At 70.5% G+C, this 22,224-nt stretch carries 17 protein-coding genes; 9 read left to right on the top strand and 8 right to left on the bottom strand.

The window, feature by feature from the left end:
• The first annotated feature begins 380 nt into the window (after nucleotides 1-380).
• From O7632_RS16725 to O7632_RS16715, 3 genes are all read left to right on the top strand, one after another.
• Nucleotides 381-1,622: an IS110 family transposase gene (locus O7632_RS16725; protein ID WP_278111931.1), complete on the top strand. Its 1,242-nt coding sequence runs from the start codon at nucleotides 381-383 to the stop codon at nucleotides 1,620-1,622.
• A gap of 20 nt (nucleotides 1,623-1,642) precedes the next feature.
• Nucleotides 1,643-2,278 (top strand): class I SAM-dependent methyltransferase family protein, encoded by a 636-nt coding sequence (locus O7632_RS16720; protein WP_278111929.1) that lies wholly within the window; start codon nucleotides 1,643-1,645, stop codon nucleotides 2,276-2,278.
• 272 nt (nucleotides 2,279-2,550) lie between these two features.
• Nucleotides 2,551-3,756: an IS110 family transposase gene (locus tag O7632_RS16715; RefSeq protein WP_278115430.1), complete on the top strand. Its 1,206-nt coding sequence runs from the start codon at nucleotides 2,551-2,553 to the stop codon at nucleotides 3,754-3,756.
• Here the strand turns inward: O7632_RS16715 and O7632_RS16710 are convergent.
• Nucleotides 3,653-6,841, bottom strand: coding sequence for a hypothetical protein (locus O7632_RS16710; protein ID WP_278115429.1), 3,189 nt, complete (start codon nucleotides 6,839-6,841; stop codon nucleotides 3,653-3,655). The two genes, O7632_RS16715 and O7632_RS16710, sit on opposite strands and share 104 nt — an antisense overlap.
• 113 nt (nucleotides 6,842-6,954) lie before the next feature.
• Here O7632_RS16710 and O7632_RS16705 point away from each other — a divergent pair.
• A protein-coding gene (locus tag O7632_RS16705; RefSeq protein ID WP_278120115.1) for an IS5 family transposase occupies nucleotides 6,955-7,778 on the top strand; the annotation gives its coding sequence in 2 pieces (ribosomal slippage) (nucleotides 6,955-7,294 and nucleotides 7,294-7,778; 825 coding nt in all).
• A 300-nt stretch (nucleotides 7,779-8,078) separates the two neighbouring features.
• Here O7632_RS16705 and O7632_RS16700 read toward each other — a convergent pair.
• The 5 genes from O7632_RS16700 to O7632_RS16680 form a co-directional block, all read right to left on the bottom strand.
• Nucleotides 8,079-8,255, bottom strand: coding sequence for a DUF397 domain-containing protein (locus tag O7632_RS16700; protein ID WP_278115427.1), 177 nt, complete (start codon nucleotides 8,253-8,255; stop codon nucleotides 8,079-8,081).
• Entirely contained in the window at nucleotides 8,252-9,034 is a 783-nt protein-coding gene (locus O7632_RS16695; protein ID WP_278115426.1) for a helix-turn-helix transcriptional regulator, read from the bottom strand. Before O7632_RS16695 ends, O7632_RS16700 begins: the two co-directional genes overlap by 4 nt.
• A gap of 168 nt (nucleotides 9,035-9,202) precedes the next feature.
• Nucleotides 9,203-10,660, bottom strand: coding sequence for a HAMP domain-containing sensor histidine kinase (locus O7632_RS16690; protein ID WP_278120114.1), 1,458 nt, complete (start codon nucleotides 10,658-10,660; stop codon nucleotides 9,203-9,205).
• Nucleotides 10,661-10,760: 100 nt separating this feature from the next.
• Nucleotides 10,761-11,498, bottom strand: a complete 738-nt coding sequence (locus O7632_RS16685; RefSeq protein ID WP_278115424.1) for a response regulator transcription factor — start codon at nucleotides 11,496-11,498, stop codon at nucleotides 10,761-10,763.
• A gap of 52 nt (nucleotides 11,499-11,550) precedes the next feature.
• A complete protein-coding gene (locus tag O7632_RS16680) occupies nucleotides 11,551-12,750 on the bottom strand; it encodes a helix-turn-helix domain-containing protein (RefSeq protein WP_278115422.1) in 1,200 nt (399 codons plus the stop codon).
• Between the two features lie 142 nt (nucleotides 12,751-12,892).
• On the opposite strand from O7632_RS16680, the gene O7632_RS16675 reads away from it, so the two are divergent.
• Genes O7632_RS16675 through O7632_RS16655 form a run of 5 tightly spaced genes read left to right on the top strand, consistent with a single transcriptional unit; the run spans nucleotide 12,893 to nucleotide 20,158 of the window.
• A complete protein-coding gene (locus O7632_RS16675) occupies nucleotides 12,893-15,172 on the top strand; it encodes an aminotransferase class III-fold pyridoxal phosphate-dependent enzyme (protein ID WP_278115420.1) in 2,280 nt (759 codons plus the stop codon).
• A 4-nt stretch (nucleotides 15,173-15,176) separates the two neighbouring features.
• Complete coding sequence (locus O7632_RS16670) at nucleotides 15,177-16,766, top strand: FGGY-family carbohydrate kinase (protein WP_278115418.1); 1,590 nt, start codon at nucleotides 15,177-15,179, stop codon at nucleotides 16,764-16,766.
• Between the two features lie 57 nt (nucleotides 16,767-16,823).
• Nucleotides 16,824-18,254, top strand: coding sequence for a hypothetical protein (locus O7632_RS16665; protein WP_278115416.1), 1,431 nt, complete (start codon nucleotides 16,824-16,826; stop codon nucleotides 18,252-18,254).
• Nucleotides 18,255-18,290: 36 nt separating this feature from the next.
• Complete coding sequence (locus O7632_RS16660; RefSeq protein WP_278115415.1) at nucleotides 18,291-19,568, top strand: glycosyltransferase family 87 protein; 1,278 nt, start codon at nucleotides 18,291-18,293, stop codon at nucleotides 19,566-19,568.
• A 17-nt stretch (nucleotides 19,569-19,585) separates the two neighbouring features.
• Nucleotides 19,586-20,158, top strand: coding sequence for a GNAT family N-acetyltransferase (locus tag O7632_RS16655; RefSeq protein WP_278115412.1), 573 nt, complete (start codon nucleotides 19,586-19,588; stop codon nucleotides 20,156-20,158).
• Nucleotides 20,159-20,188: 30 nt separating this feature from the next.
• Here the strand turns inward: O7632_RS16655 and O7632_RS16650 are convergent, their stop codons facing one another.
• Complete coding sequence (locus tag O7632_RS16650) at nucleotides 20,189-21,511, bottom strand: MFS transporter (RefSeq protein WP_278115411.1); 1,323 nt, start codon at nucleotides 21,509-21,511, stop codon at nucleotides 20,189-20,191.
• Nucleotides 21,508-22,218 (bottom strand): siderophore-interacting protein, encoded by a 711-nt coding sequence (locus O7632_RS16645; RefSeq protein WP_278115409.1) that lies wholly within the window; start codon nucleotides 22,216-22,218, stop codon nucleotides 21,508-21,510. The genes O7632_RS16650 and O7632_RS16645 overlap by 4 nt, the downstream gene beginning before the upstream one ends.
• Nucleotides 22,219-22,224 lie beyond the last annotated feature (6 nt).

Below are 22,224 nucleotides of genomic sequence, written 5' to 3'. Positions count from 1 at the left end.
CCGTTACCCGGCCCTTGAGGTCTCCAAAAAGATCGGCAGCGTGGGCTCGGCGAGTCGTTCGTGTGGTGGTCCGGCTCGCTGAGTTCACGCCTGCACACCTCTGGACCGTGTCAGGTCTCGTGCAAGACCGGCGGATCTCGGCGGTGCCGGACCACCTCGTGACCTTGGGCAGGATGTTGATCGTGGTTGCAGCCCGCCCGCACGGCGAACACCTCGCATACCGGGAGCCGACGAGCTCTTACTGCGAAGACCGGGACCGTGCGGGTCGCTGGGATCGCGAACGGCTCATCGGAGGGTAGGCCACAGAGCCTCGTCATTAGGGCGCCGCGCGTTTCCGCCAGGGTTGCATGCCCGATGGGCAGGCGAGGGAGGAGTAGGAGTTGGCGGTGTACTGCGGCATCGACTGGTCAGAACGGCATCACGATATTGCCCTGGTCGACGAGCACGGTCGCCTGGTTGCCAAGGGTCGCATCGGCGACGACGTGGACGGATTCACCACGCTGGTCGAGATGCTGGCCGCCGCCGGTGACAGCGCCGAGGAGCCGATCCCGGTGGCGATCGAGACCCCGCGTGGCCTGCTGGTCGCGGCGCTGCGCGTAAGTGGGCGGCGGGTGTACTCGATCAACCCGATGGCGGTGGCCCGCTACCGGGAGCGGCACTCGGTGTCACGCAAGAAGTCCGACCACGCCGACGCGGTGGTGCTGGCCAACATCCTGCGCACCGACGCCCACGCTCACCGGCCGCTGCCGCACGACAGCGAACTGGTTCAGGCGGTCGCGGTGCTGGCCCGGGCCCACCAGGACGCCACCTGGCGGCGAACCCGGGCCTCGAACGAGCTGCGGTCACTGCTGCGGGAGTACTTCCCCACGTTCCTCGCCGCGTTCAACGGCAGGAAGGGCAACCTGACCAGCGCGGACGCCCGTGCGGTGCTGGCCGCCGCATCCACGCCCGCAGCTGCGGCGAAGCTGTCCACAACTCGGATCGCCGCCGCCCTACGCCGCGGCGGCCGACGGCGTGGCGTCGAGGACCTGGCCGCCGAGCTGCAGCAGGCGCTGCGCCGTCCGCAACTGCGTCAGCCGGACGTCGTGGAGGAAGCCATGGGCATCCAGGCGCTGGCACTGCTCGCGACGCTGAACGTCGAATGCGCCAGTGTTGATTCGCTTGCCGAGGCCGCCAGCGAAGCGTTCCGCCAGCACCCGGACCACGCGATCGTGACAAGCTTCCCCGGTCTGGCCGACGTGACCGGTGCCCGCGTTCTGGCCGAGATCGGCGACGACCGCGCCCGGTTCGCCGATGCCCGCGCTCTGAAGGCCTACGCCGGCGCGGCCCCGGTCACCCGCGCGTCCGGGCGCAGCATCTCCATCACCCACCGCAAGGTGAAGAACGATCGGCTCGCCGCCGCCGGATATCTGTGGGCCTTCGTCGCCGCTACCCACGCCGAACCCGCCAAACAGCACTACCAGCGCCGCCGCGACCACGGCGACCGACATCCCGCCGCACTACGCCACCTGTTCAACCGGCTCCTCGGCTGCCTGCACCACTGCCTCGCAACAGGACAGCTCTACCACCCCGGCAAGGCCTTCCCCACGATCGGCATGCCCGCACCCGCCGCTGCGCAGTGACACTGGCAAACTCGGCGCCCATGAACGACGGCAAGGACTGGTACGCCTGGCACAGCCCTTACACCGACCCCGGCTCGCCCCTGGCACGCCGACTGAAGCTGGTCCAGCAGCACATCGCCGCGTGGCTCGATGAGCGACCTGGCGAACCGGTGTCCGTGCTCAGCATGTGCGCCGGCCAAGGTCACGACATTCTCACCGTGCTGGCGTCGCGCCAGGACGCCGTGCGAGTCAGCGCCACGCTGCTCGAGTACGAACCGCGCAACGTCGCCGCGGCCCGGACCCGAGCAATCGCCGAAGGCCTCGACACGGTGACCGTCGGGCAGGCCGACGCCGGTGACCTCGCCTCATACCGGCAGGCGGTGCCCGCCGACCTGGTCATCATGGCAGGCGTCCTGGGCAACATCAGCGACGCCGACGCCCACACCACCATTCACGCGCTGCCGCAGATCTGCGCTGCCGACGCCACAGTGATCTGGACCAGGACACGACGAGCACCCGACCTGACACCGGCGGTCCGAAGGTGGCTGGCCGACGCAGGGTTCGCCGAACAGGCTTTCACCGCACCCGACGACGTGCTGTTCTCCGTCGGCGTTCACCGCTTCACCGGCACCCCACAGCCGCTGGAGACCGGCAAGATCTTCCAGTTCATCACCTGACGGCGAACCGACGACTTGACGCTTCCGGAGATCGGAGGTCTTTTTGATCGTCCCCAGCCGGGGACTGCTCGGTCGCCCGGCTCGGTATGACTGAATGCCCCTGTCGTACGCATGATCCGGGGGGTGTTGTCGCCGAGCCGGGTGGCGTCGGCGGACCGCTGATAGGGACCCGGCCACCCCGTCGTGGGGTAGGTCTCTCCGTAACGTGGATGCCGGCAGTCCGACGCTATGACCAGCGGCCGAGCCAGGCCATCGCCGTGAGGAGGCAAGCTGTGCACGACGGGTTCGGCGTCTTCATCGGACTCGACGTCGGCAAGGAAGGACACCACGCGGTCGCGTTGAACCGCGACGGCAAGCGGCTGCACGACGCGACGCTGCCCAACACCGAAACCGGGCTGCGGAAACTGTTCGACAAACTCGCCCGGCACGGCCAGATCCTGGCCGTGGTCGACCAGCCCGCCTCGATCGGCGCGCTGCCCGTCGCGGTCGCCCGCGCCTGCGGCCACCAGGTCGCCTACCTGCCCGGTCTGGTCATGCGCCGCCTGGCCGACCTGCACCCCGGCACCGCGAAGACCGACGCCCGCGACGCCTACGTCATCGCCGACGCCGCCCGCACCCTGCCCCACACCCTGCGCCGGGTCGACACCGGCGACGACGCCCTGGCCGAGCTGGAGGTGATGGTCGGCTACGACGACGACCTCGCCGGCGAGGTCACCCGCGTCGCCAACCGCATCCGGGGCCTGCTCACCCAGATCCACCCACCCCTGGAACGCGTCCTCGGCCCGAAACTGCAGCACCCCGCCGTCCTGGAAGCCATCTCGCGGTGCGGCGGACCCACCGGCATCCGCAAGGCAGGCCGGGCGAAACTCACCGAGATCGTCAAGGCCCGCGCGCCACGCATGGGCGCCCGCCTGGTCGACCAGATCTTCACCGCGCTCGACGCGCAGACCGTCGTGGTTCCCGGCACCACCGCCGCCGAGACCGTCCTTCCCCGACTCGCCGACAACCTGCGTGACCTGCTGCGCCAACGCGACCAGGTCGCCGAACAGGTCGAAGGGATGCTTGATGCGCACCCTCTTGCCCCGGTCCTGACCTCGATGCCCGGCATCGGCGTCAGGACCGCGGCCCGCATCCTGCTCGAAGTCGGCGACGGCACCTCGTTCCCCACCCCCGGCCACCTGGCCGCCTACGCCGGCCTGGCCCCGGTCACCCGCCGCTCCGGCACCAGCATCCGTGGCGAACACCCACCCAAGGGCGGCAACAAGCAGCTGAAACGCGCGTTCTTCCTGTCCGCGTTCGCCGCTCTCGCCGACCCGCTCAGCCGCGCCTACTACGACCGCAAACGCGCTGAGGGCAAGAAACACAACGCCGCCCTCATCTGCCTCGCCCGCCGCCGCGTCGACGTCCTCCACGCCATGCTCCGCACCCAACGGCCATACCAGCCCAAACCGGCGGACGAACCCCGCCTCGCTGCTTGACAGAACCCATAGGGACACCCCCCTTCGTCGGGGCCGCGCCGTGGGTGGTGGCGTGGTCGTGGAACACCCGCGACTCCGACAACACCTGCCCGGACGTCGGCGCCACCTTGCAGGGACCCTCCGCGAGCTGGGTCCGGTTCGCCACCCCCACCAGATACAGGTTGGTGTTGATGTTGCTGCTGTACCAGGTACGGGTACAGCGGTCATCAGTGGTGACGGTCGGGTCACCGAGATCGGACAGTTCGGTGCGGTAGCCGAACGTCTGATGCCACGAATGCTCCGTCTCGGACTCCCGCCAACTCGCCGTGTCGGTCACCCACGTGAAATGCCGTTCCACCCCGACCCGGACGAGCACCGAATGGTGCACCGTCGGCACCGCCCAATGCGCCGGGTAGGTCCGTGCCCCGGTCTGCCAGCCCTCGACCGTGTACACCGACTTCGACAGCGGGATACCGCCGGCCCCGTCGAAGACGATCTCCTCCAACAGCTGACCCCGCCGCCACAGGTCGTCCCGGACCACCTCGGACAGCGAGTTGCTCACCGTCGACACCCGGTCCTCACCCGTGTCCGTGAGATCGAAGCTCAGCCCCCGGAAGTAGACCCGTCGCGTCTGCGACCGCATGCCGCCGCTCGTCGGGCCGACCGTCGTCGTCACGTCGGTGTAACCCCGCCAATCCGACCACGACCGGTACGGCAACGAACTGCTGTAGACCGCCGCCCCGTTCTCGTGCCCCCACAACACCTGCGCCGACCCCGACGCCGAGCCCAACGTGTACTGGTAGTCGTGCACCACCGGCGGTGACCCACCCACCAGATCGTTCTCCACCACCCGCGTCACGATGTACTTGTTCCACCACCCGAACCCCGCGCTGTTGTCCTCCGGCTTCCAATACTTCGGAAAACAGCGGTGGATGTTGTTGTCCGGATCCGGAAAGCTACCGCCGAACTGACACCCCGACCCCGGACTCAGATACGTGACGTCGATCCGGCCACCCGTCTCGGTGAACACCTGCGACACCCGATACTTCCGCGGCTGCGCCATCCCCGCGTTCGGATCATAATCAGCCCGCTGATCCCGCCGCGTCCCCCCGAACCGCACCTGCGGCAACACCACCGCCGGCGTCCGCGACGACCCCGTCCGGGTGATCGACTGCAACCACAACGCCGCCGACGTGCTGTTCCCCGTCGCCGGGAACAACTGCTCCAACACCCACGAATCCACCACCCGCCGGTTCGCCCCCGGCCCCGTCCGCACCGACGTCGACACCGACGTCAACCGCTTGTCCGACCAGAACGACGGCGCCGGATTCGACGGACACGACGACGCCGACACCCCGCAGTACAGATCCCACGGCGTGTCCGGCCAGTTCGCCGCCGCAGGCGACGACGGCGCGCTCCCGCACGACGACACACACCGGTCCGACCAGGTGAACTCCACCCGCGCCGGCGGATCACCCGCGAACCCCGTCGACGCCGTCACCCCGTAATCGATCCGCGTCAACCGGACCGCCCGGTCATACGACTGCGTCCCACCCGCGCCGAACCCCGACCGCTGCACCTCCTTCTCATAGAAATACGCCATCGCGTTCCCGTGCACATCCACCACATACGACAGAGACCACCGCCACGCCTGCCAACACGACGACACCGCGAACCCACCCAGGTCGAAACACGGCTCACCCTGATTGTTCGCCCGCACCCGCACCGTCGCCGTCGAATTCGTCTGCACATTGCCCGGCACCGTCTCCAACCCGAAGTAATACTGCGTGCCGTCCTGCGTCGTCAACCGCCAATACTCACCCGTGTTCGACGGCAAGTCGCCCTGATCCCCGTTGTTCGACCCCGCGAACGCCTGCACCATCTCCCCGTCATCATCCGCCAACCGCCACCTGCCCGACCCGTCCCGCACCAACTCCGTCGACTTCCCACCCCACACCAACCGCAGATTCGGCAACCGCCAACACAAATCCCCGTTCGCCTCCGTATAGTGCGCCGGATTCTCCAGATCATCCGCACACGACCTGTACGCCCGCTCGATATAACCACCCGCCCGCAGATCCCACCCCTCACCCACCGCACCCGCCTGCACATTCCGACCCGCCGTCTGCCCGTCCACCCCACCCGAGCTGTACCCCAACCCCACCTGCGGCTCCAACCCACCCGGCACCGGCGGCACACCCATCCCGTACGACCACCCGAAATCCCCCGACGACCCACCCGACGACCACTCCGCCGACACCGACAACGGCGTCTTCGTGAAATCCCCCGTCTCCCCCGACTGCACCCCCGTCACCGCGAACACCACCGCACCACCCGACGACAATGTCGACGACTCCCCCAACCCCGCGAACACCCCACCCCGCCGCACCTGATCCACCCCCGGCACCGCCTCCACCACCGCCGACACCACACCCGACCCGTTATCCAACCGCGACGACACCACCGGCCGCCCCACCCCACACCCCACACCCTCCGGCGACGTCACCACACACCCCGGAAACGCCACCACCCCCAACCGCGCACCCCAATCCCCACCAAACGCCCCCGAAAACCCCGACGTGTCCACCTCCACACCCACCCGACCCGCCACCAACCCACCATCCGCCCGCACCACCCGGAACAACACACCCGACACACCCGCCGACACCGCCACCGACCGATCCAACACCTCCACACCCACCCGCGACACCGACCCAGAACCATCCCCAGCCCCCGACCCGGACCCCGGCCGGCCAGCCGAACCACCCTCGACCGACGGCGCCGGACCCACCGCGAACCCCGACCCACCCACCGGCACCGAATCGACCGCCGGCACATCCACCACACCAGACACCGCCACCGGCCACACCGGCTCACGCGGCACGAACCCCGGCAACCCCGGCTCAACCCCAGCCCCAGCCGCGACCCTCGCCTCCGACACCGGCACCGACCGCTGCCCCACCCCCGGATCCCCCGCCGACCCCACCGGAGCCGCCACCACCCCCGGCGCCGCCAACAACGACGCCGACACCACCACCACCGTCACCACCGCCACCCGACCACGAACCCCGACCCACCACCCGAACCCACCACCACGACCCGACATCACACCCACCTAACGAAAGGAAAACAGCACCTGACCTGCCCCGCGACCCTAAGACCGTGTGTCGTTTGGGGTTGTTGAAGTTCAAGGTCATTCGTTGACGTGGTGTGGATGACGTGGAGAAGTACTGCCCCGACGCGTTGTGGCACCTCGCGCGGCCGTTGCTGCCGCCGCACCCGGAAAGGCACCAGGGCGGCGGCCGGCGGCGGACCGATGACCGGGCGATGCTCGCGGCGATCCTGTACGTACTGGAGTCCGGCTGCTCGTGGCGCAAGCTGCCCGCCTCGTTCCCGGTCCACTGGCGAACCGCGCACCGCCGGTTCGCCGAATGGGTCGAGGCCGGGGTGATGACCGCCCTGCACCGGGCGACGCTCGATGTCCTCGGCGCGGCCGGGCGGATCGACTGGTCGAGGGTGAGTGTCGACAGCATGCACGTACGCGCGGTGAAAAGGGGGACCTGACCGGGCCCAGCCCGGTGGACCGGGGCAAGCCCGGCTCCAAGATCCACGCCATGAGCGACCGGGGCGGGTTGCCGCTGCACGTGGGTGTCTCCGCCGCGAACCTCAACGACCACCGGATGCTCGAGGACATGGTCGACGGCGTCACACCAGTGCGTCAACCGGTCGGCCGGCCGCGTCGACGACCGGGCAAACTCCACGGCGACAAGGGCTACGACTACCCCGAATGCCGCGACCTGCTGCGCGCACGCGGCATCGTCGCACGGATCGCGCGCAAGGGCGTCGAGTCGTCGAAGCGGCTGGGCCGGCACCGCTACGTCATCGAACGCTGCCTCGAGTGGATGACCCGGTTCCGACGGCTGGTCCGCCGCTACGACCGCAAGGCTTCCCACTACCTCGGATTCCTCCACCTGGCATGCGCTCTGATCTGCTACCGCCGCGCCGACCGACTCAACCTGTTGACCAGCAACAACCCCTACTGACACACGGTCTAAACACCACCCCCGACACCTGTAAACGATCAACACAAACAGCCACCACAAACCCACCACTCAACCAGAAAACACCCCCAAAACTCACCAACAGCAACCGGCCACAGTGGATGATCGACGGGCCACCGAAACGCCTGACCCGATCAACGGCTAGCCCCCAGAAGCCAAGAAACCAGCCAAAACCAGACGGCAACCACACCAGCCAACAAGCGAAGCGCCGACCCCGCAGAAGCAGGGCCGGCGCTCATCGACTGTCCCGCCACAGCGGGAGACGTCAGGCCGTCAGCGGTGCTACTTTGCCGCCTCGACGAACGAACGCCACGCGGACGGGGCGAAGGTCAGAGTGCCGCCGCTACGGTCCTTGGTGTCCCGGACCAACACCCGGCCCGGCAGGTTGTCGGCCACCTCGACACAGTTGCTGGTCGAGCCGTTGCTCCGGCTGGACTTGCGCCACGCTGGTTGAGTCATAGCTCCTTCACCAACTTCATGATCAGGTCTCTCGACTGGTCGCAAGGCAGCGCGACGCCAGAAATAGCCTGCCAGGCATGTTCAAGATCAGCAACCAGCTCGGGGTCGGTCACCAACCGGCCGGCGAGTTGGTCGTCGACGAAGCCCACCGACGAGCCGTCCCGCAACGACGCCAACGTCAGTTGGCCGTTCTGCCCGGGATGCCACCCGGCGCTGGCCGGCGCGACCTGGATGAGGACGCGCGGATCGGTTCCCACCTCGGCGAGGTGTTCGAGCTGAGGGCGCAGGATCATCGGGTCACCGCGCCGTAAGCCGTTCTCGTCGATGATGAACTGGCAGACCGGCGGGTCGTCCTGACCGAACACGTCGGACTGTCGGGCCATCCGCACGGCCAGGTATTCGTCGGCCTTCGCCGGGGTCAGCGTGCCGCTGCGCAAGATCGCCCGCGCGTACTCCTCGGTCTGCAGCAACCCGGGGATGACGTTCGGCTCGAACTGGCGAAGCGTCAGTGCTTCCTTCTCCACCTCGGCCAGCGGCCGGAACCAGTCCGGCGCTGCGGTCCGGCGGGCCTCGGCGGCCGTCTCGTCGATCAACGGCGCGCTGCCGAACAGGTCGTCGATCTTCTTCGCCGTGTCGGGCCTCGGGATCTGTCGCCCCGTCTCGAACTTGGCGATCAAGGACGTCGACACGTGCAGCCGCTGTGCCAACTGTTCCTGGGTCAGACCGCCGTTGGCCGCGCGAAGATATCTCAGGGTTCGTGGAACACCATTGTTGCTCACTATTCCCGCTCCTTCGAGTCGCGTCCGGATCGACTACCGTCGGGCGACGGCTGCGTTTCCTCCGCGCCATCTTCCCGTCTTTGGTGGCCGACAGTCCAGGCTGGAGCGCAACGAGCCACAATTCGTCTTGTGCACCCGCGCGTGCCGGCAGGCAAAGGAGGAAGGAGATCAGCGGTCGGCGGCCGGCTCCGACGTCGGCGGCCCGGGCAGCCGTACGGTGAACTCGGTCCGACCCGGCACGCTGTCGACCGTGACCGTACCGCCGTGCGCCGTCACCACCGCGTGCACGATGGCCAGCCCGAGTCCGGTGCTGCCGGCCGCCCTCGACCGGGAGCTGTCACCCCGGGCGAACCGTTCGAACACGTGCGGCAGCAACTCGGCCGGGATGCCCGGTCCGGTGTCGACGATCCGCAACACGACGGTTCCCGGCTCCACGGCCACGGCGACCGTGACGGTGGTGCCTTCCGGGGTGTGGGTATGCGCGTTGGCCAGCAGGTTGACCAACACCTGCTGCAGCCGGGCCGGGTCACCGACCACGGTCACCGGCTCGGGCGGCAGGTCGAGCCGCCAGTCGTGGTCCGGGCTGGTGACGTGCGCGTCGCTGACCGCGTCGACCACCAGCATGGTCAGGTCGATCGGCTGCCGCTCCAGCGGCCGGCCGGCGTCGAGGCGGGCCAGCAACAGCAGATCCTCCACCAGCAGGGTCATCCGCTGCGCCTCGGACTCGACCCGTCGCAGCACGTGGGCGAGCTCCGGCGGCGCGGCCAGGCCACTGCGCCGGCTGAGTTCGGCGTACCCGCGAATCGCCGCGAGCGGGGTGCGCAGCTCGTGGCTGGCGTCGGCGACGAACTGGCGTACCTGGGTCTCGCTGGCGTGCCGGGCGGCGAGGGCGTGGCCGACGTGGTCCAGCATCCGGTTGAGCGCCGCGCCGACCCGGCCGACCTCGGTGCCGGGATCGGTGTCGGCGACGTCGACCCGGTCCGGCAGCACCACCTCGCCCCGGTCCAGCCGCAGCTCCGAGACCCGGCCGGCGGTGGCGGCCATCGCCGACAACGGACGCAACTCGCGGCGGACCAGCGCGGTGCCGGCGATCCCGACCAGCAGCAGCACCGTGACCGTCACCAGCGCGACGGTGCCGACGACGAGATAGAGAGTGGCCTGGGTGTCGGCCAGCGGCAGGCCGGTGACGAGGACCGCACCATCGGGCAGACGCTGCGCGACCACCCGGTAGTCGCCCAGCTCACCCAGGTCGAGGGTCCGGGGTCCGCCAGCCACCGGTACGGCGCGCAGCGCCCTGTCGAAGGCGCTCAGGTCCGGCTGGTCCTCCCCCTGGTCGAGCAGCACCCGTACGCTGACCTCGGCACCGCAGATCCGGGCCGCGAGGGTGCCGATCACCTGGCCGGAGGGAAAGCCCGGATCCCGGTACGGATCACAGTCGACACCGGCCCCGCCGGTCGGCGGCTGCGGGAGCGTCGGATATGCCGGGAGGAACGGGTCGAAGCCACGGGGTGCCCGGGTCGCGGCGGCGTCGAGTTGGGCGTCGATCCGCCCGTACAGGGCGTCGTGCAGGGTGATCGCGGTGGTGGCCCCGACCACCAGGCAGGCGGCGGCGAGCAGGGTGAGCATCGCGGCCACCAGCCGGGCCCGCAGCGACCAGCCGCCCGGGCGACGCCACCGCCTACGCCGCCGCGCACGCCACCAGCCACGCCAGCGCTGGCCGGCCCGGTCAGTCGGCGGGTTTGAGGACATAACCGACGCCGCGCATGGTGTGGATCATCGGTGGGCGGCCGGCGTCGAGCTTCTTGCGCAGGTACGAGATGTACAGCTCGACGACGTTCGCCTGCCCGCCGAAGTCGTAGTTCCACACCCGGTCCAGGATCTGCGCCTTGCTCAGCACCCGGCGCGGGTTGCGCATCAGATAACGCAGCAGCTCGAATTCGGTGGCGGTGAGGGTGATCAGGTCACCGGCCCGGCGTACCTCGTGGCTCTCCTCGTCGAGGGTGAGATCGCCGACGGTCAGGACCGCGTCGGACTGCGGGCCGGTCCGCGCGGCCCGGCGCATCAGCCCGCGCAGCCGGGCCACGACCTCCTCCAGGCTGAACGGTTTGGTGACGTAGTCGTCGCCGCCGGCGGTCAGTCCGACGACCCGGTCCTCCACCGCGTCCTTGGCGGTGAGGAACAGCACCGGCAGTTCCGGCGCGTCGGAGCGCAGCCGCCGGAGCACCTCCAGGCCGTCGACGTCGGGCAGCATGATGTCCAGGACGACGGCGTCGGGGCGGAACTCGCGGGCGGTACGGACGGCGGCCGTGCCGTCGCCGACGCCACGCACATCCCAGCCTTCGTAGCGCAGCGCCATGGTCAGTAGTTCGGCCAGGGCGGGTTCGTCGTCCACCACCAGGACCCGCAGCGGACTGCCGTCGGGGCGGCGCAGCTCGACGCGGGACTGGGCGTTCGCCATCGTCATGGTTCCGATCATGCGCAGGCCCGCTGTGTCGGCACTTTCCGCTTCCTGTGTGTCACCTGTGCGAGTCGCCGCTGGCCGGCGCGGTGCGGTGCCGGGCCGCCAGGACCAGGAGAAGTGCGAAGCGGATATCCGGATCGTCCAGGTCGTCGCCGAGCAGTTCCCGCAGGCGTCGGATCCGGTAGCTGACCGTCTGCGGATGGACGAACAGGTCGGCCGACACCGCCGCCCGGGAGCCCCAGTGCCGTAGCCAGCTGTGCAGGGTGGTCAGCAGTGCGTCGCGTTGGCTGGTGCGCAGCCCGGCGAACGGCGCGAGCCGGTGGGCGGCGAGCACCGCCAGGGCACCCGGCTCCCCGCGTACGGCCAGGGTGGCGAGGTGGTCGACGGCGAAGACCGGACCAGCTGTGGGCGTCACGAGCGCGGCGGCCAGCTCGGCCAGGCGTACCGCCTGCGGCACCTCGGCCCAGCCCAGCGGCGGCCCCACCGCCGCGCCCCGCCCGCGCAGCGCGTCGGTGAGGACCGACCGGTCGGTACGGGGACCGGCCGGCAGCAGCAGGACGGCGTCGCGGCCGCGTTCGGCCACGATCCCGTCGGCGGCGAAGCGCAGCCGGGCGTCCCGGGCGTGTTCCAGCGGCAGGACCACCGGCACCACCGCGTCCGGCTGGGGCCAGCCGACGGCGGTCGCGGCGGCGACGACCTCGGCGGCCGGTGCCCCGCCCCGCAGCAGCAGTTCGGCCAGCTGCCGGCGACGGCGGTCCCGCTCGCCGGCCTGCTCCCGGACCTGCCGGGCGAAGCCGTCGGTGCTGGCGGCGGCCAGCTCGTCGACGTACGCGCTGACCGCGTCGGCGAGGTCGACGAGCAGCGCGGTGTCGACCGCCCGGACCCGGGCGAGCGATTCGCAGACCTCCCGTAGCATCAGCCGGCCCGCGACCCGCAGCGCCGCCAACAGCGCCTCCGGGCCACGGTCCTCGCGGGCCTCGGCGGCCCCCAACGCGACGAAGACCTCCCGGACCGGGGACGGCAGCGCCGGGTCCTCGGTGCCGACCAGGTCGAGGAAGCGCTCCAGGGCGACGGCGACGGCGGTACGGACGTCACGGCGCAGCTTGTCGTCGTCGATCGCGGCGAAGGTCGGGGTCGCCTCGGTCACCGCCACAGAGACCGCGTCGACGACCGCAGGCAGGCGGGGGCGCATCGCCGGCACCAGGTCGGCGGGCAACCGGTGCCAGGGGGTCGAGGAGAGCGAAGCCGCACCCACCGGGCCAGTTTGTCACGGCGCGTTTGTCACGCGGTGACAAATCGGCGGCGGTTTTCCGCTGTCGGCGAGACGATGATCGCCACCCATTCGACGGCGACGATAGCGGTGCGCCCCAGCGTCCAGCCCGGTCGGAGGAGATCCCGTGCAGCATCGCACCTCCCGTCAGCACGTCGTCGACATGTGCCGGACCATGCTGGCGCGCGGCTATCTCAAGGCCACCGAGGGCAACGTCTCGGTCCGCGTTCCCGGCCACCGGCTCTACGCGGTGACGCCGAGCAACTACGACTACGACAAGATGCGGGTCGAGGACATCTGCCTGGTCGACTTCGACGGCACGCACGTCCCCGACGACGCCGGCACCGCGCTCGCCCCGTCGATCGAGGCCGGGATGCACGCCAACATCTACCGGCAGCGGCCCGACGTCAACGCGGTCGTGCACACCCACCAGCCGTACGCGTCGGCGTTGGCGTTCCTGCGTACACCGATCCCGGCGCTCACCGACGAGCAGGTCCGCTTCCTCGGCCGGGAGGTGGCGATCGTCGACTACGCCCCGTCTGGCACCGGTTGGCTGGCCCGCAACGTGCAGAAGAAGGTCGCTTCCGGCGACAACGCGTTCATCATCGCCAACCACGGGGTGGTGGCGTTGGGCACCGACCCGGACCGGGCAGTGTTCAACATGGCGCTGCTGGAGAAGGTCTCCATCGCCTATCTGATGGCGTTGACCAGCGAGGCCGGCAAGGTGTATACGATCCCGACGGCGATCCGGGAGATCGCCTTCACCAAGTTGCGGGCCGACGAGAAACGGATCGGCGCGCAGATCACCGACGCCGTGCCGCCGGTACGGGTACCGGCCGACGAACAGCTGCCGAGCGCCGACGCACTGGCCGCCCAGATCGCCGCCGCCGGCCAACAGCGGCACGAGACGGCGGCCGCCGACACGACGACCGCCGAGACACCGGGCGGCGAATCGGCCCGACTCGGGTACGCGATCAGTGCGTATCTCGACGTGGACGACACGATGCGCCGGCTCAAGGCGCTGGTCGCCCAGCCGCTGCGCGGACTGCGGCACGACGCGCTGCTCGACGTCCTAGGCTACTTCGACGACCGGTGCCGGGCCAGCAAGGAGGTCACCGACCGGGCGAAACGCCGCATCCCCGGCGGGGTGCAGCACAACCTGGCGTTCAACTATCCGTTCCCGCTCACCATCGACAAAGCCGACGGGGCCTACCTGACCGACCGCGACGGCAACACCTACATCGACTTCCTGCAGGCCGGCGGCCCGACGATCCTCGGCAGCAACTACGGCCCGGTCAACGACCAGGTGGCCGAGGTGATCCGCGAATCCGGCCCGGTCACCGGACTGTTCCACGAGTACGAACTCAAGCTGGCCGAGATCATCCACCGCTACCTGCCGCACGTCGAGATGTACCGGTCGCTGGGCTCCGGCACCGAGGCGGTGATGGCCGCCGTACGCGGGGCGCGGGCGTTCACCGGCAAGAACATGGTGATCAAGGTCGGCGGCGCCTATCACGGCTGGTCCGACACCATGGTGTACGGCCTGCGGGTGCCCGGGACCTACCGGATGAACGCCAAGGGCATCCCGTTCGGCGCCACCAACAGCACCCGCGAGGCGTTTCCGCACGACCTGGGCCAGCTGCGCCGCAAGCTGATCGAGAACCGGGTCCGGGGCGGTACGGCGGCGGTGATCGTCGAACCGCTCGGCCCGGAGTCCGGCACCCGGCCGGTCCCCTACGACTTCAACGCCAAGGTCCGCCAGCTGTGCGACGAGTTCGGCGCGCTGCTGGTCTTCGACGAGGTGGTGACCGGCTTCCGGCTCGGCCTGGGCGGGGCCGCCGGCTATTTCGGCGTCACCCCGGATCTGACGGTGCTCGGCAAGGCGGTCGCCGGCGGCTACCCGATGGCCGGCGGGGTGGGCGGCCGGGCCGACGTGATGGCGGTGTTCGGTTCCGGGCTGGACGGCCGCAGCGGCGCGCACATCCAGGTCGGCGGCACCCTGTCGGCCAACCCGCTGTCCTGCGCGGCCGGGTACTTCGCGATCGCCGAGCTGGCCCGGACCAACGCGCCGGTGATCGCCGGGCGCGCCGGTGACCGGCTGACCCGGGGGCTGCAACGGCTGATCGACCGGTACGGTCTGCCGTACGTGGCCTACAACCAGGGATCCATCGTCCACCTGGAGTGCAGCGGGGTGATGCTGATGGACATGCGCAACCCGATCAAGCTGCTCAAGGAGAACAAGGCCCGCAAGCGGCTGATGGAGCAGATGGGCGCGGCGTACACCGCGCACGGGGTGATCACCCTGGCCGGCTCCCGGATGTACACGTCGATGGCCGACACCGACGAGGTGATCGACACCGCCCTGGACCGGTTCGACCAGGTGTTCGCGCAGGTCGAGGGAGTCTGACCCGGTGCCGGCCGTACCGCCGCAGGTCCTCGCCGTCGACCTGGGCACCTCCGGGATGAAGGCGGCGCTGGTCGCCGCCGACGGCACCGTCACCGGCTGGGCGCAGCGGCCGCTGCCGTTGCGGGTGCTGCCCGGCGGCGGCGCCGAACAGGATCCGCAGACGTGGTGGGACGCGCTGGCGGCCGTCGTCGCCGACCTCGGCCGGGACCATCCCGACCAGCTGCGGGCGGTCGGCACGCTCTGCTGCTCCACCCAGGGCGAGGCAACGATCGCCGTCGACGCCGCCGGCGAGACGTTGACCCCGTGCATCACCTGGCTGGACATGCGCGGAGCCGGCAACCTGCGTCGACAGTTCGGCGGCTTCCCGGCGTACGGCGGACTGTCGGTCCGGCGGATCGCCCGCTGGCTGCGGCTCACCGGCGGCATGCCGTCCACCACCGGCAAGGACCCGGCGGCGCACATGCTGCTGGTCCGCGACGAACTGCCGCACGTCTACGAGCGGACGGCGACGTTCCTCAACGCGCTCGACTGGCTCAACCTCAAGCTGACCGGCCGCACGGTGGCCACCGCCGATTCGATCCTGACCTCCTGGGTGACCGACAACCGCCGGCCCGGCGACATCCGCTACTCGCCGGCCCTGGTCGCCGACTGCGGCATCGACGCGGACAAGTTGCCGCCGATCGTGGCCTGTACGGAGGTGATCGGCACGCTGTGTCCGCCGGCCGCCGCGCATCTGGGCCTGCCGGAGACGGTACGGGTGGTGGCCGGCGCGATCGACAACACGGCAGCGGCGGTCGGCGCGGGGACGACCGCCGACAACGACCCGCACCTCTACCTAGGCACCTCGTCGTGGATCGCGGCCCACGTCCCGGCCAAGAAGACCGACGTGTTCGCCCAGATCGCGTCGGTGCCGTGCGCTGTCCCCGACCGCTATCTGATGACCGCGTTGCAGGCCACCGCCGGCGCCAACCTGACCTGGCTGAAGGAGAAGATCGTCGAGTACGACGATCCGCTGGTCGGCGCCGGCCACCTCAGCCGTGACGAAGGGTCCATCTTCGACGCCTTCGACGTGATCATCCCGACGGTGCCGGCCGGCGCCAACGGTGTGCTCTACACCCCCTGGTTGTACGGCGAACGCGCGCCGGTGGACGATCCGCACCTGCGGGCGGCGTTTCTCAACATCTCGCTGGACACCAACCGCTCCGACCTGCTGCGGGCGGTGTTCGAAGGGGTCGCGCTCAACACCCGCTGGTTGGCCGGGGCGGTCGACCGGTTCCTCGGCTCCCCGGTGACCTCGCTGACGATCACCGGCGGCGGTGCCCGCTCGGCGGCCTGGTGCCAGATCTTCGCCGACGTCCTGGGCATCGAGGTCCGACGCGACGCGAATCCGGTGGCGGTCAACGCGCGCGGCGCCGGCTGGATCGGCGCGGTCGGCACCGGGGCGATCTCCTTCGCCGACGTTCCGGCGTTGATCCGGCACGCCGACGTCTACTCCCCGACGGCGGCGCACCGGGCCCGCTACGACGAGATCTTCGACATCTACCGGGACCTGCACCGGCGGTTGGCACCGGTGTATCGCCGGCTGCACCGCTGAGGTCGACGTCGGCGACCGGGCACGACGGCCGGACCGACGGTCGGCCACCATGGAGGAATGTCTCGTTCCGTACGTAAGCCAGCGCATGCAGTCGTGATCGGTGCCAGCCTCGCCGGGCTGTGTGCCGCGCGTGCTCTCGTCGATCACGTCGAGCGGGTGACCGTGGTCGACCGGGACCGGTTCCCGGACGGCCCCGAGATCCGCACGGGTGTGCCGCAGGCCCACCACCTGCACGTCCTGATCACCGCCGGTCAGCGGGCGCTGGACGAGCTGTTTCCCGGGCTGATCGCCGAGCTGCACGAGCGGGGCGCGGTGCCGGTGGCCGCCCCCACCGACGTGCTGTATCTGACCCCGACCGGGTGGCGGGAACGGTTCCCGCCGACGCATCAGCTGGTCGGGGTCAGCCGGGAACTGCTCGACTGGGTCGTCCGGCGGCGGCTGGCCGCCGAGCCGACGGTCCGGTTCCTCGACGGCCACGAGGCCGTCGGGTTGATCCCGGCCGGGGACGCGATCGCCGGCGTACGGCTGCGGCCGGCTGGATCCAGGTCGCCCGGCGACCGACCGGCCGAGACCAGGTCGGACGGCGACCGGCCGGCCGGGAGCGGATCGGAGGAGGTGTCGCTGGCCGCCGATCTGGTGGTCGACGCCAGCGGACGCGCGTCGCGTACGCCTCGCTGGCTGGCCGAACTCGGGTACGGCGAACCGGCGGAGAGCCGGATCGAATCCGGGCTCGGCTACGCGAGCCGTCGGTACGTCCTGCCGGCGGGGGTGGCCGACGGCTGGAAGAACATCGTGCTGATGCCGCGGGCACCGCACGATTCGCGGGGCGGGGTGCTCTATCCGATCGAGGACGACCGGTGGATGGTGACGCTCGGCGGGATGGGCGACGACCAGCCACCGACCGACGAGGCCGGGTTCCTGGAGTTCGTCCGGGGGATGCGCAGCCCGGTGCTGTACGAGGCGATTTCAGACGCGCGCCCGGATTCGCCGATTTATGGTTACCGCAGCACGGCCAACCACCGGCGGCGCTACGAGTCGATGTCCCGGTGGCCGGAGGGTTTCGTGGTCGTCGGCGACGCGGCCTGCACCTTCAATCCGGTCTACGGCCAGGGAATGAGCGTGGCCGCCCAGTCCGGTGTGGCGCTCGCCGCGCATTTGCGGGAGCATCCCGGGGTGTTCGGCCGGGCGGCGCAGGCGCGGTTGGCGGCGGGCAGCGAGACCGCGTGGCTGATCGCCACCGGTGCCGACGCGCGCTACCCGACGACGGTCGGCGCGGTGCCGCAACAGGGCAGCCGGTTGTCCCGCTGGTATCTGGACCGCGCGGCCGACGTGGCCAACCGGGACCCGTACGTGGCCCGGGTGTTGACCGACGTGCTGCACCTGGTGGCTCCGATCTCGACCCTGGCCCGGCCGTCGGTGGTGCTGCGGGTGCTGCGCGGTCGGCCGGGGCCAGCACTGTGGACGCCGCCGCCGGCACCGACGCCCTGAGCCGCCGGAGCGGTCGACCACTGTAGAGTGACGATCATGGGTTTTCGACGTCGGTCGTGGGCGATCGGGGCGGTCGTCGGCACCTGGCTGGCCTCCCGGACCGTACTGCTGCTGGTCGCGACCGAGGTCGTCCCCGGGCTGGACGTCGGCGGGGTCTTCGCCGACGTGGCGTTCTACCGCGACTGGAGCGGCCCGCTGCTGCGTGGTCAGGTGCCGGCCGACGATCCGATGTGGCAATACCCGCCGGGCGCGGCCGTGCTGTTCACCGCCGTACGGTTGCTGGCCGGCAAGACGGTCACCGCCTACACCGCGGTGTTCGTCCTGTTCGCGATGGCCGCCGACCTGGTGATCCTCGGTGCCCTGCTCCGGCTGGCTCGCGGCGGCGGCCGGCTGCTCGGCGTCTGGTGCTGGGTGCTGGCCGTACCGCTGCTCAACCTGCTGACCTACGGCCGGTACGACATCTTCGTCACCGCCGTGGCGGTCGTCGCCCTGGCCGCGACGGTACGCCGGCCGGGGCTCGCCGGCGCGCTCGTCGCGGTCGGCACGTTGGCCAAGGTGTGGCCGGCGCTGCTGCTGATCACCGCCAGACCGGTACGGGGGCTGCGGCCGATGCTGGTCGGCTTCGTCGCCGCGCTGGTCGGGTTGGGGACGGTGCTGACCGTACTCTATGCGGACGCCTGGTCCGGGTTCTCCGGCAACCAGGTCGACCGGGGTCTGCAGGTCGAGTCGGTCGGGGCCACCCCGCTGATGGTGGCCCGGCTGTGGGATCCGACGATCACCGTCGACTACGTGTACGGCGCGATGGAACTCGACGCGGCGGCGGTGGGCGCGGTGACCGTCGTGTTGCCGGTGGCGACGCTCGCCGGCCTGGCCGGGCTGGGCCTGTGGTGGTTGACCAGGGGGCGGTGGATCGACTGGACCGCGACGGTCGGGTTCGACCTGGCGTTGCTGGCCGTGCTGGTCGCGGTGGTGACGAGTCGGGTGTTCTCGCCGCAGTACCTGCTCTGGTTGATCGCGTTGGCGGCGGTCTGTCTCACCCGCCGCGACACCACGCAACGGGTGCCGTGCGCGCTGATCGTGCTGGCCACCGCGCTGACCGCCGCCTACTTCCCCTGGTTCTACGGTGACGTGATCGCGGAGCCGGCCTGGCCGGGCACCATCCTGCTGGCGGTCCGCAACGCGGTCGTGGTCGCGGCGACCGGCATCGGCCTGCGGCGGTTGCTCCGGCGACACGTCGAGTCCGGTACGGACGGTGGGCCCGGCCGGGATCAGGTGACGTTGCGGAAACCCGATCCCGCTATTAGGTTAGGCTAACCTCTGGAGGGAGAACGATGGCCGTCGTCGACGCGCAGCACGCCACCGCCGGGACCGCAGCACCGCAGCAACGGGTCCGGTTGACCGATCAGGTCGACATCACCGAACTGGCCGCGATCTACCGGCAGGTGCACGCCACCGACCTGCACCTGATCGACCACACCGAGCCGTCGGTCGAACAACGTCTGGAGTGGACCGCCCAGGCACCCGGCTTCGCGGCCACCGTCGGCTACGTCGACGACCGGATGGTCGGAACCGTGATGGGCTGCCCGCTCCCGCCGGAAACCCTCTGGTGGCGCGACCTGCACACCGACACCGATCCGGAACTGGTCCGCGAATGGGACGGACGCACCTTCGCGGTCTGCGAGGCGTTCGTGCTGCCCGAGTTCCAACGCCACCAGATCGGCCTCCAGCTGCTGTCGGAGTTGCTGGCCAGCCGTACCGAGGAACGGGTCTCACTGGCCGTGGCCGACACCAACGTCAAGGTGCAACGCAGCATGCGGATCCGCGGCTGGCAGCACGTCGGCGACCTCGTGCCGTTCCCCGGCTGGCGGGCGCACGCGATGTTCGTCCGACCGCTGCCCTTCTGAGCGGCGACGGCCGGACGCATCGGCGGCACGTCAGCCGGGGACCTTGTGCAGCGGCTCGGACGGCACCCGTACCACGGTCTCCACGGTTTCCGGCCGGCGTGGATGGCGCCGCTGGTGGCGCACGCCGAGGCCGACCCCGGCGACCATCAGGACGATCGCGGCGACCGCGACGGCCGGGTAGCCGACCCGGGCCGCGGTCGCCAACGCGACCGCGCCGGCCAGGTAGGAACAGATCAGGCCGAACGATGACAGCACGGTGAAATCGGTACCGCCGGTGACCGGTCGCGAGTAGTCCATGTTGACCGTGTAGAGCGCCACGTTCGCGACCGTGTAGGCGGCCATGAAAAAGCAGAGCGCGACAGTGGTGAACCCGGCCGGGGCTCGGCCGGTGAGCAGCGGCAACAGCAGCAGCGTCGCACCGGCCAAACTGACCCCGCCCAGCACCAGGACACCGGCCCGCCCGATCCGGGCGACCAGGCCACCGGCGACCAGACCGGCGATCACCGCCGGCACACTGGTCACGATGCCGGTGACGAAACCGATCCGTTGCAGCGACCAGCCCGCGTCGACCAGCGACGGCGTGACCATCGCGTACGCCGCACCCGCCCCGACGTAAAGCAACGGAACCACGCCCAGCGCCCAATTACGGCAGCCGGGCTGGCCGAGCACCGACAGCAGGGCACCGTACGCCTGCCGGGCGTCGACCGGTCGGGCCACCCGGTCCGGTTCGCGGAACCGCCAGACGACCACCAGGCCGACAGCGGTCAACCCGGCCAGCAGCCCGATCGCCGCCGGCCAGCCGTACCGGTCGTAGACGACCACGCACGCACCACCGCCGAGGATGTTGCCCACGTAGCTGGCCGCGACCTGGATCCCGTTGCCCGCGCCCCGGACACGTTCGGACAGCAGCCGCACCGCGACCGCGTCGGCGGCGATGTCCTGGGTCGCCGACAGGAACACGAACGCCGCGCAGATGGCGACGATCGGGCCGATCCGCCCGGTGGCCGGATCGGTCGCGAGCAGCGCCAGCAGGGCCAGCACCATGCCGCTCTGCAGCACCAGCAGCCAGGACCGGTAGTGCCCGCCCCGGCGTGGCCCGTACCGGTCCAGGATCGGTGCCCAGAGGAACTTGACCGGCCAGATCAGCCCGATCAGGTTGAGCAGGGCCAGGGTGTCCAGGGACGTCCCGCCGGCCCGCAGGATGCTGGACAACCCGATGGTGATGAAGCCGAACCCCAGGAACTGGGTGACGTACAGCGCGGTCAGCGTGCCCAGCCGCGCACGCGGCGGGTCGAGCCGGGCACCGGGCCCATCGGCCTGGTCCGGCCGCCCCGTCGTCTCGCCCGGGTTCATCCGGCGTTCCAGTAGCCGAGCGCCGACACCCGTCGCTTGTCGACGCCGAGGTCACGGCGTAGGTGCCGGGTGATCGCCCGGGTGCTGCGCGCCTCGCAGGCCACCCAGTAGAGCGCGTCGGTCACGGCCGGCAGCGCCGAGCGTACGGTGTCGACCAGGTGCTGACCGCCGTCGCGCCGGGGCACCCAGGTGACCTGGTCGTCGGGGCGGGTCCGCAGCGGTAGCTCGCGCTCGCCGTCGTGCTGGTACTCCAGCCACAGGGCGGCCGGTACCTTTTCGGCGGCGTCCAGCAGGCTGTTCACCGCCGGCAGCGACGCCGGGTCGCCCACGACGTACAGCTGCGCCGGCGGCGGATCGGGCAACGCGAAGGCGCTGCCCTGCACGGTGGCTTCGATGGTGTCACCGACCGTGACCTGCTGCACCCAGCGGGCGGCGCAGCCGTCGTGAATGGCGAACTCCAGGCTGAACTCACCGCCGACCGGATCCGGGTCGACGAGCGTATATGCCCGCTGGTGGGGACGTCCGTCGTTGTCGAACCAGAGCCGAATCCACATGGTGGGATGCAGCTCACAACTGGCCAGCAAACCCCCGTCGTTCACGCGTATGCGCTGGTAGTGCCCGTTGACCGCCTCATGGCGCAGGACCGTGAGACGGAAGTCCCGGCCCCCCAACGCCTTGAGAACCAGCCCTTCCCAGTTCCGTTTCACCGGCCC

The organism is Solwaraspora sp. WMMD406, from assembly GCF_029626025.1.
Taxonomy (GTDB): Bacteria; Actinomycetota; Actinomycetes; order Mycobacteriales; family Micromonosporaceae; genus Micromonospora_E.
This window is presented reverse-complemented; position numbering and strand designations above follow the sequence as displayed.

Bases quoted from the DNA above. Each gene is read 5' to 3' on its own strand.
- O7632_RS16655 (WP_278115412.1), top strand. From the start codon at position 19,586: ATGGCCGTCGTCGACGCGCAGCACGCCACCGCCGGGACCGCAGCACCG.
- O7632_RS16685 (WP_278115424.1), bottom strand. From the start codon at position 11,498: ATGACGATGGCGAACGCCCAGTCCCGCGTCGAGCTGCGCCGCCCCGAC.
- O7632_RS16690 (WP_278120114.1), bottom strand. From the start codon at position 10,660: ATGCTCACCCTGCTCGCCGCCGCCTGCCTGGTGGTCGGGGCCACCACC.
- O7632_RS16665 (WP_278115416.1), top strand. From the start codon at position 16,824: ATGTCTCGTTCCGTACGTAAGCCAGCGCATGCAGTCGTGATCGGTGCC.
- O7632_RS16660 (WP_278115415.1), top strand. From the start codon at position 18,291: ATGGGTTTTCGACGTCGGTCGTGGGCGATCGGGGCGGTCGTCGGCACC.
- O7632_RS16700 (WP_278115427.1), bottom strand. From the start codon at position 8,255: ATGACTCAACCAGCGTGGCGCAAGTCCAGCCGGAGCAACGGCTCGACC.
- O7632_RS16650 (WP_278115411.1), bottom strand. From the start codon at position 21,511: ATGAACCCGGGCGAGACGACGGGGCGGCCGGACCAGGCCGATGGGCCC.
- O7632_RS16710 (WP_278115429.1), bottom strand. From the start codon at position 6,841: ATGTCGGGTCGTGGTGGTGGGTTCGGGTGGTGGGTCGGGGTTCGTGGT.
- O7632_RS16720 (WP_278111929.1), top strand. From the start codon at position 1,643: ATGAACGACGGCAAGGACTGGTACGCCTGGCACAGCCCTTACACCGAC.